Here is a 13,561-nt window from a genome sequence, read left to right as displayed (position 1 = left end):
AGGAGACAGAATGTACAAAGTCTTATTAGTAGACGATGAGTATATGATTACAGAAGGGTTAAAAAAATTAATCCCCTTTGACCACTGGAATATGGAAGTGGTCGCAACGGCAGAGGATGCAGACCAGGCTCTTGATTATGTGCGAGAGCATCCGGTGGATGTGGTGATCACGGATGTCAATATGCCTGGAAAGACCGGACTTCAGATGATTGCTGAAATGAAGGATTTGATTCCAGATGCTGCCTATATCATTATGTCAGGCTATCAGGATTTTGAATACGTCAAGACAGCCCTCAATTTGCGCGTGGCAGACTACCTGCTCAAACCTGTCAATAAGGTGGAGATGGGCAATATCCTAGAAAAAATTCATTCAAGCGGTGAAAAAAGGCTTTATCAGCTCGTCTTATCAAGTTCTTGGGCAAAATCTTCAACTCTTTATCTCGGATCAAGAAGAAGAAGCCATGATTGAGAAGGTCTTCGAGCCTCCGTATAAGGAGCACTTTCATCAATTTAAGGACTTAGTAGAGCGAAGCCTCTTTTATGAGGCGACCCCTCTTAATCAAGATGAAGAGGTCTTCCATTACTACGAGCCTGCCTATCGGGTGATCATGCAAGGAAATATCCAGCAGATCTTAGAAGAACTGGCCTGGTTAGAAAAAATGATCCTTGAGAAGACACCTAAGGTTTCGCTGACCAAGCAGCTCTTTATCCAATTTTTGATGGATGTCTTTCATTTGTTTGAATACCTGCAAGGAGATGATTTGGCCGATGTGGTCAAGAAAGTCCATGATGCTGCCACCTTTAGCGAGATGATTGGCTTTATCCAGGAAGAGTTGTCCCGTTTCTTATCCCACTATCGGATGAATGAAAATGTAGCGAGTGTCCTCCAAGTGATTAGCCGCGATTACCAAAAAGAACTGTCACTCAAGGACATCAGTCAGGGTCTCTTTATCAATCCAGTCTATTTAGGCCAATTGATTAAACGAGAAACCAATGCGACTTTCGCAGAACTCCTCAACAAACAGCGGATCAAGGCTGCCCAGCAGCTCCTCTTATCGACCAATGATAGCATTGAAGATATCTGTTATAAAGTCGGTTACAGCAATGTGGGCTATTTCTACAAAGTTTTCCGTAAACTCTGTGGCAAATCGCCTAAAACCTATCGCTTACAAGTCATGACAGAGCATACAGAAGATGAGTAAAAGACTGAGACGATTTGTCTCAGCCTTTTTACTTTGTATTTTAAGTCCTTTGTATCTTGATTTTCCCAACCAGCAGCTCAGCTTCAATGGTGATTTCTGTGAGTTGGGTCCAGTCGATTTTTTCTTGGTCAACGTGAAATAGAAGGGGGGTCATGGTGAGGAGCGCCTGGCGTTCTTCGGGAGTTAAACTCTTGGTAAGGCTGACCGTTTCGGATGAGAGGATCTGGCAGTGGTCTTCAAAGTGCTCCAAAATTTCCTGGTTGGAGTAGGATTGCTTGGCCAATTGATCTTGGGCCAACTGACGAATTTCTTTTAGATGAGAAGAGGTTGGGACGACCTTAATGATCACTCCTTCTGTCTTTAAGACACGTTCAAATTCAGCGTAATTAGCCGGGGAGAAGATGTCCAAAATGACCTCCATACTCTTAGATTGAATGGGTAAATGAGCCAAGTCTCCTACAAACCAATTGACCTTCCAGCTAGTGTCGCTCTTGGCAGCTAGTTGTACGGATTCCTTTGAAAGATCAAATGCATAGAAAGTAGCCTTGGGATAGGCTTCTTGTAGTTTTCGGGAGTAATAACCTTCTCCGCAACCGATATCTAGAATTCTGGCATCACTGGTCGGAATATTTTGTCCGATCGCTGTTAGAATCGGCTCATAAAACCCTGCTTCTAAGATCAGCTGGCGATTCTGGAAATTTTCTTTGTCATAGTCCTTTGATTGCTTGATCTGGGGAGCCAGGTTAACATAGCCAAATTTTGCCAAATCAAAAGAATGGGCCTTTGGGCATTTAAAACTAGTCCCCACAAGTTCTAGGTCCAATTGACAGATGGGACAGGCAAAGGCAGTGGCTGTTTGAAATCGTTGTAATTTTGCTTTGATCGGTGTATTCATATTAGTAGTGTAACAAAAGAGCCTCTAGATAGCAACTGATGCTTTAATGGGACTAAGTCACACTTTTTGACGGCTCTACGCAGTATTGAGTGGACCTTGAGTTTCTTTATCTAATTTTGTCCACTGGATTGTTCAGGACGGTTTTCAATTCTGGACAATATTTACTTGCCTCAAATTCAATGATTTCATATTGAGCAATCTCATTTTGATAGAATGGATCGTGTGCAATGATTTCTTGGACAGCATCTTTATTTTTTGCTCTCATGAGAATGATACCGCCGGTCCTTGGATTTTTCCTTCCAGATGCGATAAAATGACCTTTTGTATAATACCGATTTAAAAAATCTATGTGTTTTTCTAAGAATTTTTCAACTTCATCAAGGGGCTTGATATAGGTAAGATTTACAATAAACATAAGTGACTCCTTTAAAATAAATGATAAATAGATTATAATACTTTACAAACTACCTGAATAGTAGGCACATTTTTGTAAGGAGAAAAAATGTTAACAAATAAAAATTGGAACTGTAGTATGTCTCGAGTCTTAGATGTGGTTGGTGGGAAATGGAGGATGAATATATTATGGGTTATAAACAAGCATAAGAGAGTCCGTTTCAATCAATTGAGAAGAGAAGTTGAAGGGATTACAACTATCAGTTTGACACGTGGATTAGATGTTTTAATAGAGAACCAATTGATTGAGAAATACGATTATGAGTCTCTGCCTCTTCATACAGAATATGAGCTGACAGAAAAAGGGAAATCACTGATGCCGATTTTAAAGGACTTGAATCAATGGGGAAAAGAATGGTTGCAATAAATTTTCTTCTTCTTTTTGTCTCTTCCATCTCACCACTTGGACCCTCATTTTGACCGTTTATCCCCAAAAGTCGTTTTTATAACGGCTTTTTTGCTAGACTGATATTGTCAAAAAGGAGAGAGAACATGATATTACAAGCTAAAAACATCAGTAAACGGTATGGAAATCATCTAGCGGTTGATCATATTCACCTGCAGTTTGAAAAGGGAACGTTTAATGCGATTCTAGGACCAAATGGGGCGGGGAAATCAACGACGATTTCCATGTTGATTGGTTTGAAACAACCAACGCAAGGCGACATTATTTATGAACCCGGTACTAAAATTGGTGTGGTCTTCCAAACCAGTGTTTTAGATGAGATGCTGACGGTTAGGGAAAATCTGACCATTCGTGCCAGACAGTACAAAGGCCTAAAACCAAAGCGTGTGTCTGATCTTATTGATCGATTAGGCCTATCAGCTTTCCAAAATCAGAAATATGGGACGCTTTCAGGCGGCCAAAAGCGTCGGGTTGACATTGCGCGTGCTCTACTGCACGGTCCAGATCTTCTGTTCTTAGATGAGCCAACGACAGGTTTAGACATTCAAACCCGGAAGTCTATTTGGGATTTGCTCTATCAATTGCAGAGAGAAGAGGGAATGACCGTTGTATTGACCACGCATTATCTTGACGAAGCAGATGAAGCTGATCAAATTTATATTGTAGATCATGGGAAAGTGATTGCTCAAGGATCGGCACTAGATATTAAGAGCCAGTATGCTACTAATATCTTAAAGATTCGTTTCAAGGAGAGACAGCAGATAGAAAGTCTCAAAGCTTCGGGAATGTCAGTAGAGCAACAAAGTCAATTGGAGTATGTTCTTCAACCCGAGAGTGAAAGGGAAGCCATTGATTACCTGGCGCAAGTTAGAGATAAAATAGCCCATTTTGAGTTTCGTCCAGGGACTATGGATGATGCCTTTATTGCACTAACAGGAAGGGAGGTTCGCTAATGCTAGCCTTACTAAAGCGAAATTTTTTATTGTATTTTAGGAATCGTTCAGGTGTTTTCTTCTCCTTGTTGGGAGCCTTGATTTCCTTTATTCTCTATATTATTTTTCTTCAAAAAAATCTAACAGATGCCTGGGCTCAGCTTCCCAATAGTGGTCCTGTGTTAAATAATTGGTTAATGAGTGGGACGCTGGCTGTGACAGGGATTACGACAAGTCTGGCTGCCCTGACTCAGATGGTAAAGGACCGTGAACATCAAGTAGATCAGGATCTTTATTTATCGGATCAAGGAAAGTGGCGGTTAGCATCTTCATATCTAGCGAGTGCGATCATCATTTCTTTTTCCATGCAGATCCTTATGTATGTGCTGATGTGTGGCTATTTTAGAGAAGTTCCAACCTTATCTCTATTACCTGAAGTGCTCCTCATTATGCTACTTAGTAGCCTACTTTCTAGCTTAGTGAATGCCATTTTTGTTTATTTTTTCCAATCAGTAGACAGTCTTGGGAAGTTTTCGACCATAGTGGGTACAGCTTCTGGTTTTTTGGTAGGGACTTATGTACCTTTAGGTGTTTTACCCACTTTTGCACAATCACTAATGAAGTGCACTCCAGCAACTTATATTGCTGCACTTTATCGACAAGTCCTCATGAAAGAAGCATTAAGTGAGACCTTTAAAGGTCAAGATAATCTTCTTCAAGAGTTTCAAGAAAAAATGGGTGTTCAGCTCAAATGGCAAGCTTTATTGACAAAGGAACAAACATACCTTATAGTGTTAGGAGGTATTCTTCTAGCTTTGGGGATTTGGATTTCCTTGGCAAAAAGATCGAGTAAAAGAAAGTAAGTGAGAATTGGAGTAGGAATGAAGATTCGTTTTGAGGAAAAACAAGATATCCCAGAAAACGACCCCTGTGTGGTCATTCAAGCCAAGCAATTATCTGATCAAGCACGAGAGGTGATAGAGTATCTCGAACAATTTTCGACAGTGAATCAAGTAGTGATCCCTATCAAAACAGATGATCATTTGATCATGGTGAAAATTGATGACATTATTCTAGCCGAGATTGATAAGAATCAGCTAACCATTTATACGATAGACAAAACGTTCACCATCAGAGATACTCTGATAAATTTTCAACATCGGATTAATCGTCGTAATTTTTTACAGATATCACGCCACGCGGTGATGAATATCGACCATTTAGAATCGCTATCGGATAGTTTTTCAGGCAATATGATGGCTAAACTGACACGTGGAGTAAAATCAAGTGTCAGTCGGAAATATGTCAAATCCTTGATGGATTATTTAGGGGTATAGGAGAAAGTGATGAAACGAGTTATAGCTTATTTTGTATCTGGTATGAGGACAGGATCCTTCTTTTATTTGTGTTTGGTGTTATTATCCCATGTCTATACCAACATCGTCTATCCCGCTGTAAATGTCCGCAACATCCTAGCGATATTTTTGATGAGTGGGACAATGGGGGTCTTGACATTCATTCTTGAGGAAGAAGAGTTTTTGACCTATAGTTTGCGTGTGGCTTTGCATTTAGTTGTGACAGCTGCCATCTTAGCATTAACCTACTTGTTTTTTGGCTGGGGGACAGCCTTACGGAGCCCGATTCCTTGGTTGATCTTTCTAGCCATTTACGGCCTGATCTGGCTGTACCAGATTTGGCAACTCCATAAAAAAACTCAACGAATCAACCAAGCTTTGTTGCATCGCAGAAAAGGGAAATAGTCTCAGAAAAAAGTGTATAAGAAAACCACGAAGTTCATACGAAACTTCGTGGTTTTACTTTCTTAATAAGCCAAAACAAAGTATTTTTTCTTACCGCGACGGATAACGGTCAATTCATTTTCTAATTTATCGCTATCGCTCAAGACATAGTCAAGGTCTTGGATGCGTTCGCCATTGACGTAGATCGCTCCATTTTGAACATCTTCGCGGGCTTGGCGTTTAGAATTCACTACACCAGCTGTGACCAAGAGTTCTACAATGTTGAGGTTGTCTTCTGCTTGGACCTGGTAGTTTGGCACACCACGAAGTCCTTGTTTGAGTTCTTTGACAGAAAGGTTTTTGATGTTTCCTGCAAAGAGTTGTTCCGTGATGTTGAGGGCTTCCTTGTAAGCTTCTTCACCGTGAACGAGGGTGACCACTTCACGCGCCAAGATCTTTTGAGCCAAGCGTTCATGAGGAGCAGCCTCAAACTGTTTGCGAATCTCTTCGATTTCATCGAGTGACAAGAAAGTGAAGATCTTCAAGAAGCGCACAGCGTCGGCGTCCATCACATTCATCCAGAATTGGTACATTTCGTATGGAGATGTTTTGTCTGCATTGAGCCAGACGGCATTGCCTTCTGATTTACCGAATTTCTTACCAGTTGCATCTGTGATCAAAGGCACAGTCATAACATGACCAGTTTTATCTGCCTTACGACGCATCAACTCAGTACCAGCTGTCATGTTTCCCCATTGGTCAGATCCACCGATTTGAAGGGTGACATTGTGTTCTTGGTTGAGGACGTAGAAGTCATAGCCTTGCATGATTTGATAGGCAAACTCTGTGTAAGAAATCCCTGTCTCAATCCGTTTTTTAACAGATTCTTTACTCATCATAGCATTGACCGTAAAGTATTTTCCGACATCACGAAGGAAGTCAATAAAGCTAATGCTTCCGAACCAATCGTAGTTGTTGACCATTTCGGCTTTGTTGTCGCCATTTTCAAAATCGAGGAAACGAGACAATTGCCCTTGAATGGAGCGAACCCATTCTTGTACTGTTTCTTTTGTTTGGAGACTACGCTCAGCATCTTTGAAGGACGGATCTCCAATGAGACCAGTCGCACCGCCAACGAGCGCGTAAGGTTTGTGGCCTGCTAGTTGAAGGCGACGGCTCGTTAAGATGGCAACCAAGTGACCAAGGTGAAGGCTGTCAGCAGTTGGATCATAACCAGTATAATAAGAAACCTGACCTTCTTCCAGTGCTTTGCGCAAGGCTTCTTCATCCGTCGTTTGAAATACCAAACCACGCTCTTTTAGCTCATCAAAAATGTGCATGTGTCTTTTCTCCTTTATAAGTTTATTCATTTCTCTATTCTACCATAAACCACGGAAATGGCAATGCTTTCCGTCATTTTCTTGTCCTTACCCAAGAAGATTGAACGAGGATTTCTACGCTCTTGTGATTGAAAACAAAGGGGCTAATCTGCTATAATATAGGGAACAAGGAGAAAGAATCAGTGAATCAATTAAAAGAGAAGCTGCAAGAGTTTTGGAAGAAAGTCCAAAAATTCTTTGCAAAGATGTATACAGAAACTCCGAATAAGGAAAAAAATGAAGAAAGTAGCTGGTCTGTCGGCGATATTTTTGCGACCTTTTTGAGGACGCTCAAACTCTTGTGGGATGTGATGATCGCCTTATTTGTGTGCCTCTTTTTATTTGGCGCAGGGATCGGGATTGGTTATGCAGCAAGTCTCTTTAGCAATGTCAAGGTTCCAAAGACAGAAGAACTGGTCCAGCAGGTTCGCAATGTCAGCAGTGTTTCAAAACTGACCTATTCCGATAAGAGCCTGATTGCAGAAGTGGACAGTGATTTGATCCGCACGCCGGTAGCTGGAGATGCCATTTCCGACAATGTCAAAAAGGCTGTGATCGCTACTGAGGATGAGAACTTTGAAAGCCACAAGGGGGTTGTGCCCAAAGCTGTTCTTCGGGCGACGCTTGGATCTGTAGCCGGTGTCGGTTCCTCTAGTGGGGGATCGACCTTAACCCAGCAGTTGATCAAACAGCAAGTCGTAGGAGATGCTCCAACCTTTACTCGTAAGGCGACAGAGATTGTCGATGCCCTAGCTTTAGAGAGGGGAATGGATAAAAACGAAATCCTAACCACCTACTTAAACGTCTCGCCTTTTGGACGAAACAATCGGGGGCAAAATATTGCAGGTGTGGAAGCCGCAGCTCAAGGGATCTTTGGCGTCTCTGCGAAAGACTTGTCTGTTCCACAAGCAGCCTTTATCGCTGGCTTGCCACAAAGTCCAATTGTCTATTCCCCTTATGCTGCAGACGGTAGCCTAAAGAGCAAGGAGAACCTCGAGTTAGGTTTGGCGCGTGCCAAAGATGTCTTGTTCAATATGTACCGGACGGGAGCCTTATCGAAAAAAGAATACGAAACCTATGCTCAGTACGACTTGACCAAAGACTTCATTGCTCCAGATGGCATCGAGAAAACACCGCATGACTACCTCTACTTCCAAGCAATGGCAGAAGCAAAAGAGGCCATGTATGATTACTTGATCAAGCGAGACAATGTAACCAAGCAAGACCTGAAAAATAATGAAACCGTCAAGGCTTATCAAGAATTAGCTGAGAGTGAGTTGCGCGAAGGTGGTTACACTATCCAAACCACTATTAACAAACCGGTTCACAATGCGATGCAGGCTGCAGTCGCGAATTTTGGAAGCGTCTTGGATGATGGAACGGGTCTTGTAGAAGTTGGGAATGTCCTTATGGACAACCGAACGGGTGCTGTTTTAGGATTTATCGGTGGTCGGAATTTTGATGGTAACCAAAACAACCATGCCTTTGATACAGAACGTTCCCCAGGATCTACTATCAAGCCACTGTTGGCCTATGGGATTGCGATCGACCAAGGCTTGATGGGAAGTAATAGCATCCTTTCTAACTACCCCACTAATTTCTCAAGTGGAGAGCCGATCATGCATGTGGATAGCCGAGGAACAGCCATGATGGATCTCCGTGAGGCCCTCAATACCTCATGGAATATTCCGGCTTACTGGACTTACCGAACCCTTCGTGAAAAGGGTGTGGATGTCCCATCCTACATGAAGAAAATGGGCTATGATATCCCTGAATATGGCATTGAGAGTCTACCAATGGGGGGAGGAATTGAGGTCACTGTTGCCCAACATACCAACGGTTTCCAAACCATTGCTAACAATGGGAACTACCTCAAACGCTACATGGTGGAGCAAATCATCGACCGAGATGGGGATGTAGTATACAAGCACGAAGCAGATCCGGTTCGTGTCTACTCTCCAGCAACAGCAACGATTATGCAGGATCTCTTGCGTGGGGTCATCACATCTGGTGCCACAACGACCTTTAAGTCACGGATTAGCCAAGTCAACCCAACACTGGCAGGTGCTGACTGGATTGGAAAAACTGGTACCACCAACTCAAACGGGGATATGTGGTTGATGTTGTCCACCCCAAATGTTTCTTTAGGAGGTTGGATCGGCCATGACAACAATGCTTCCATGCAAACCTTGACCGGATACAACAACAATGCCCAATACATGGTGCAGTTGGCGAATGCGATCTACCAAGCAGATCCAAGTCTCTTTGGGATTCAGGATAAATTCACTCTCGATAAGAGTGTGATCCGTTCTGAAGTGCTCAAATCGACTGGTGAAAGACCGGGTCGCGTCAATGTCAATGGCCGGGATATCGATGTGAGCGGTCAAACGGTGACGAGTCTTTGGGCTAAAAACGGAGCGCCAACCACTCAATACCGCTTTGCCATCGGGGGATCGGATAGCGATTATCAAAGTGCTTGGGCAGCAATTCTCGGCAATACCAGTGGCAATCAGTCGAATAATAAGAACAATTCGACAACCAATAGTTCATCAAGCAATAGTTCAAATCGAAATAGTTCCAATCGCGGCAATCGACGCTAGTCTGATCCAGTAGAAAACCTAGAGAAAGCCTTGATTTTTGAAGCAAAAAACGATATAATAGTGGTAACTAATTTGTCGTGTGCTTTATTTGAAATATTGTCCAAATAAGAGCTTACAGCAGTTAAATCTTACTTGAATAAGTCGATTTAGCTGCTATTTTTGTGCCTATTTTTCAGGAAAAACCTAGTTTGTTACACAAATTTAATTTTTCTAAAAATTACAAAAAGCGACGAATGAGGTGAAGAGACAGCTCTTCACGTGATGCAAATCACACAATTGTAGTTAAAACCGGATAGGTGGTAGGAGTGATGTTACCAAGCTATCCTAGTATAGAAAAAGGAGCTAAAAACTTTGGCAGGACATGACGTTCAATACGGGAAACATCGGACCCGTCGTAGTTTTTCAAGAATCAAAGAGGTTCTTGATTTACCAAACTTGATTGAAATCCAGACAGACTCATTCAAAGATTTCTTGGATCATGGCTTGAAGGAAGTATTTGAAGATGTGCTTCCAATCTCAAACTTCACGGATACAATGGAATTGGAATTTGTGGGTTATGAAATCCGCGAACCCAAGTATTCGCTTGAAGAAGCGCGCATTCATGATGCCAGCTACTCAGCACCAATTTTTGTGACCTTCCGTTTGGTCAACAAAGAAACAGGTGAAATCAAGACCCAAGAAGTTTTCTTTGGTGATTTCCCAATCATGACTGAAATGGGAACTTTCATCATCAATGGTGGAGAACGGATTATCGTATCTCAGTTGGTCCGCTCACCAGGTGTCTACTTCAATGATAAGGTGGACAAGAATGGTAAGATTGGTTATGGATCTACTGTTATCCCTAACCGTGGAGCTTGGTTAGAGCTTGAAACTGACTCAAAAGACATCGCCTACACGCGCATCGACCGCACACGTAAAATTCCATTTACAACGCTTGTGCGTGCTCTTGGATTCTCAGGAGATGATGAAATTATCGATATCTTTGGGGACAGCGAATTGGTTCGCAATACTATCGAAAAAGATATCCACAAAAACCCAATGGATTCACGGACAGATGAAGCCCTCAAAGAAATCTATGAGCGTCTTCGTCCAGGTGAACCAAAGACAGCGGAAAGCTCACGTAGCCTGTTGGTAGCCCGTTTCTTTGATCCACGTCGTTATGACTTGGCTCCTGTTGGTCGCTACAAGATCAACAAGAAACTCAATATCAAGAACCGCTTGTTGAACCAAACGATTGCAGAACCGTTGGTGGATGCTGAAACAGGAGAAATCCTTGTAGAAGCTGGTACTGTCATGACGCGCGATGTGATCGACAGCATCTCAGAACAATTGGATAACGGTTTGAACAAAATCACTTACATTCCAAATGATGCTGCTGTTTTGACAGAACCAGTTGAATTGCAAAAATTCAAAGTTGTCGCTCCAACAGATCCAGACCGTGTTGTCACCATCATCGGAAATGCCAATCCATCTGACAAAGTACGCATCGTAACTCCAGCAGATATCTTGGCAGAGATGAGCTATTTCTTGAACCTTGCAGAAGGTCTTGGCCGTGTAGATGATATCGACCACCTTGGAAACCGTCGGATTCGTGCAGTTGGTGAATTGCTTGCCAACCAAGTGCGTCTTGGACTTTCACGGATGGAACGAAACGTTCGCGAACGGATGTCTGTGCAAGATAACGATGTTTTGACACCACAACAAATTATTAACATTCGTCCTGTAACTGCAGCGATCAAAGAATTCTTTGGTTCTTCACAGTTGTCCCAGTTCATGGACCAACACAACCCACTTTCTGAGTTGTCTCACAAACGTCGTTTGTCTGCCTTAGGGCCTGGTGGTTTGACACGTGACCGTGCCGGATATGAAGTGCGTGACGTGCACTATACCCACTATGGTCGGATGTGTCCAATCGAAACACCTGAAGGACCAAACATCGGTTTGATCAACAACTTGTCTTCATACGGACACTTGAACAAATATGGTTTCATCCAAACGCCATACCGGAAAGTGGACCGTGAAAAAGGTGTAGTGACCAACGAAATCGTTTGGTTGACAGCCGATGAAGAAGATGAGTACATCGTCGCTCAGGCCAACTCTAAGTTGAACGAAAAGGGTGGTTTTGCTGAGCCAATCGTTATGGGACGTCACCGTGGTAACAACCAAGAGTTCCCATCTGATCAAGTCGACTACATGGACGTGTCTCCAAAACAAGTAGTTGCCGTTGCGACAGCATGTATTCCTTTCTTGGAAAACGATGACTCCAACCGTGCCCTCATGGGTGCCAACATGCAACGTCAAGCTGTTCCATTGATTGATCCAAAAGCCCCTTATGTGGGTACTGGTATGGAATACCAAGCAGCCCATGACTCAGGAGCTGCAGTCATTGCACAACATGGTGGTAAAGTTACCTATGCAGATGCGGATAAGGTGGAAGTTCGTCGGGAAGATGGTTCTTTGGACGTCTACCATGTTCAAAAATTCCGTCGTTCAAACTCCGGTACAGCCTACAACCAACGTACTCTGGTTAAAGTTGGTGAAACCGTTGAAAAAGGTGACTTTATCGCTGACGGTCCATCAATGGAAAAAGGGGAAATGGCCCTTGGTCAAAACCCAATCGTCGCTTACATGACTTGGGAAGGGTATAACTTCGAGGATGCCGTTATCATGAGCGAACGCTTGGTGAAAGAAGATGTCTACACATCTGTTCACTTGGAAGAATTCGAATCAGAAACACGCGATACCAAGTTAGGCCCTGAAGAAATTACCCGTGAAATTCCAAACGTTGGGGAAGATGCTCTTCGTGACTTGGATGAAACAGGTATTATCCGTATCGGTGCAGAAGTAAAAGAAGGCGATATCCTTGTCGGTAAGGTAACACCGAAAGGTGAAAAAGACCTTTCTGCTGAAGAACGTCTCCTTCACGCTATCTTTGGGGATAAATCTCGTGAAGTGCGGGATACATCACTCCGTGTACCTCACGGTGGAGATGGAGTCGTTCGCGATGTTAAGATCTTTACCCGTGCAAACGGTGATGAATTACAATCTGGTGTCAACATGTTGGTTCGTGTTTACATTGCACAAAAACGTAAGATCCGCGTCGGAGATAAGATGGCCGGTCGTCACGGAAACAAAGGGGTTGTGTCTCGTATTGTTCCAGTTGAAGATATGCCTTACCTTCCAGACGGTACACCAGTTGATATCATGTTGAACCCTCTTGGGGTGCCATCACGTATGAATATCGGTCAGGTTATGGAACTTCACCTTGGTATGGCAGCTCGTAACTTGGGTATTCACATCGCAACACCAGTCTTTGATGGAGCAAGCTCAGAAGACCTCTGGGATACTGTGAAAGAAGCTGGTATGGATAGCGATGCCAAGACTATTCTTTACGATGGACGTACAGGTGAGCCGTTTGATAACCGTGTATCTGTTGGTGTCATGTACATGATCAAGCTTCACCACATGGTTGATGATAAACTCCATGCCCGTTCAGTCGGACCATACTCAATGGTTACCCAACAACCACTCGGAGGGAAAGCTCAGTTTGGTGGACAACGTTTCGGGGAAATGGAAGTGTGGGCCCTTGAGGCTTATGGTGCATCAAATGTCCTTCAAGAAATCTTGACTTACAAGTCAGATGATGTCAACGGACGTTTGAAAGCCTATGAAGCGATTACCAAAGGTAAACCAATTCCAAAACCAGGTGTACCAGAATCCTTCCGCGTTCTTGTCAAAGAATTGCAATCACTTGGTCTTGACATGCGTGTCTTGGACGAAGATGATCAAGAAGTGGAACTTCGTGACCTTGATGAAGGCGAAGACGATGATGTGATTCATGTGGATGACCTTGAAAAAGCACGTGAAAAAGCAGCAAAGGAAGCAAAAGCAGCCTTTGATGCCGAAGAATCAGAAAAATAATCAGTAAAAATGATTGTCCTGTGAGCAACCAATG

10 protein-coding genes and 1 pseudogene are annotated in these 13,561 nt (G+C 43.0%); 8 read left to right on the top strand and 3 right to left on the bottom strand.

The features are described 5' to 3' along the window. The first annotated feature begins 10 nt into the window (after positions 1-10). A pseudogene (locus ACVC7Q_RS06070) lies at positions 11-1,202 on the top strand (response regulator transcription factor). Positions 1,203-1,242: 40 nt separating this feature from the next. Here the strand turns inward: ACVC7Q_RS06070 and ACVC7Q_RS06065 are convergent. Both ACVC7Q_RS06065 and ACVC7Q_RS06060 read right to left on the bottom strand, forming a co-directional pair. Continuing rightward, a complete protein-coding gene (locus tag ACVC7Q_RS06065; RefSeq protein ID WP_447265200.1) occupies positions 1,243-2,097 on the bottom strand; it encodes a putative RNA methyltransferase in 855 nt (284 codons plus the stop codon). 106 nt (positions 2,098-2,203) lie between these two features. Then, entirely contained in the window at positions 2,204-2,512 is a 309-nt protein-coding gene (locus tag ACVC7Q_RS06060; RefSeq protein ID WP_447265199.1) for a YciI family protein, read from the bottom strand. A gap of 87 nt (positions 2,513-2,599) precedes the next feature. On the opposite strand from ACVC7Q_RS06060, the gene ACVC7Q_RS06055 reads away from it, so the two are divergent. The 5 genes from ACVC7Q_RS06055 to ACVC7Q_RS06035 all read left to right on the top strand — a co-directional run bounded on the left by ACVC7Q_RS06055 (position 2,600) and on the right by ACVC7Q_RS06035 (position 5,648). Beyond that, positions 2,600-2,917: a winged helix-turn-helix transcriptional regulator gene (locus ACVC7Q_RS06055; RefSeq protein ID WP_156246351.1), complete on the top strand. Its 318-nt coding sequence runs from the start codon at positions 2,600-2,602 to the stop codon at positions 2,915-2,917. A 125-nt stretch (positions 2,918-3,042) separates the two neighbouring features. Next, complete coding sequence (locus tag ACVC7Q_RS06050; RefSeq protein WP_447265198.1) at positions 3,043-3,909, top strand: ATP-binding cassette domain-containing protein; 867 nt, start codon at positions 3,043-3,045, stop codon at positions 3,907-3,909. Continuing rightward, a complete protein-coding gene (locus ACVC7Q_RS06045; RefSeq protein ID WP_447265197.1) occupies positions 3,909-4,751 on the top strand; it encodes an ABC transporter permease in 843 nt (280 codons plus the stop codon). The genes ACVC7Q_RS06050 and ACVC7Q_RS06045 overlap by 1 nt, the downstream gene beginning before the upstream one ends. Before the next feature lie 18 nt (positions 4,752-4,769). Next, entirely contained in the window at positions 4,770-5,225 is a 456-nt protein-coding gene (locus tag ACVC7Q_RS06040; RefSeq protein WP_447265224.1) for a LytTR family DNA-binding domain-containing protein, read from the top strand. Between the two features lie 9 nt (positions 5,226-5,234). After that, positions 5,235-5,648 (top strand): DUF3021 domain-containing protein, encoded by a 414-nt coding sequence (locus ACVC7Q_RS06035; RefSeq protein ID WP_049513833.1) that lies wholly within the window; start codon positions 5,235-5,237, stop codon positions 5,646-5,648. A 62-nt stretch (positions 5,649-5,710) separates the two neighbouring features. Here the strand turns inward: ACVC7Q_RS06035 and tyrS are convergent, their stop codons facing one another. Continuing rightward, positions 5,711-6,967 (bottom strand): tyrosine--tRNA ligase, encoded by a 1,257-nt coding sequence (gene tyrS / locus ACVC7Q_RS06030; protein WP_447265196.1) that lies wholly within the window; start codon positions 6,965-6,967, stop codon positions 5,711-5,713. 182 nt (positions 6,968-7,149) lie between these two features. On the opposite strand from tyrS, the gene pbp1b reads away from it, so the two are divergent. Continuing rightward, complete coding sequence (gene pbp1b / locus ACVC7Q_RS06025) at positions 7,150-9,606, top strand: penicillin-binding protein PBP1B (RefSeq protein ID WP_447265195.1); 2,457 nt, start codon at positions 7,150-7,152, stop codon at positions 9,604-9,606. A gap of 351 nt (positions 9,607-9,957) precedes the next feature. Further along, entirely contained in the window at positions 9,958-13,527 is a 3,570-nt protein-coding gene (gene rpoB, locus ACVC7Q_RS06020) for a DNA-directed RNA polymerase subunit beta (RefSeq protein WP_014712771.1), read from the top strand. Positions 13,528-13,561: the final 34 nt, after the last annotated feature.

The sequence above is a fragment of the Streptococcus sp. W151 genome (assembly GCF_053010205.1).
The sequence above is the reverse complement of the archived record's forward strand: the minus strand, read 5'-3'. Positions and strand labels throughout refer to the sequence as shown.

Bases quoted from the DNA above. Each gene is read 5' to 3' on its own strand.
- ACVC7Q_RS06065 (WP_447265200.1), bottom strand. From the start codon at position 2,097: ATGAATACACCGATCAAAGCAAAATTACAACGATTTCAAACAGCCACT.
- ACVC7Q_RS06060 (WP_447265199.1), bottom strand. From the start codon at position 2,512: ATGTTTATTGTAAATCTTACCTATATCAAGCCCCTTGATGAAGTTGAA.
- ACVC7Q_RS06055 (WP_156246351.1), top strand. From the start codon at position 2,600: ATGTTAACAAATAAAAATTGGAACTGTAGTATGTCTCGAGTCTTAGAT.
- ACVC7Q_RS06050 (WP_447265198.1), top strand. From the start codon at position 3,043: ATGATATTACAAGCTAAAAACATCAGTAAACGGTATGGAAATCATCTA.
- ACVC7Q_RS06045 (WP_447265197.1), top strand. From the start codon at position 3,909: ATGCTAGCCTTACTAAAGCGAAATTTTTTATTGTATTTTAGGAATCGT.
- ACVC7Q_RS06040 (WP_447265224.1), top strand. From the start codon at position 4,770: ATGAAGATTCGTTTTGAGGAAAAACAAGATATCCCAGAAAACGACCCC.
- ACVC7Q_RS06035 (WP_049513833.1), top strand. From the start codon at position 5,235: ATGAAACGAGTTATAGCTTATTTTGTATCTGGTATGAGGACAGGATCC.
- tyrS (WP_447265196.1), bottom strand. From the start codon at position 6,967: ATGCACATTTTTGATGAGCTAAAAGAGCGTGGTTTGGTATTTCAAACG.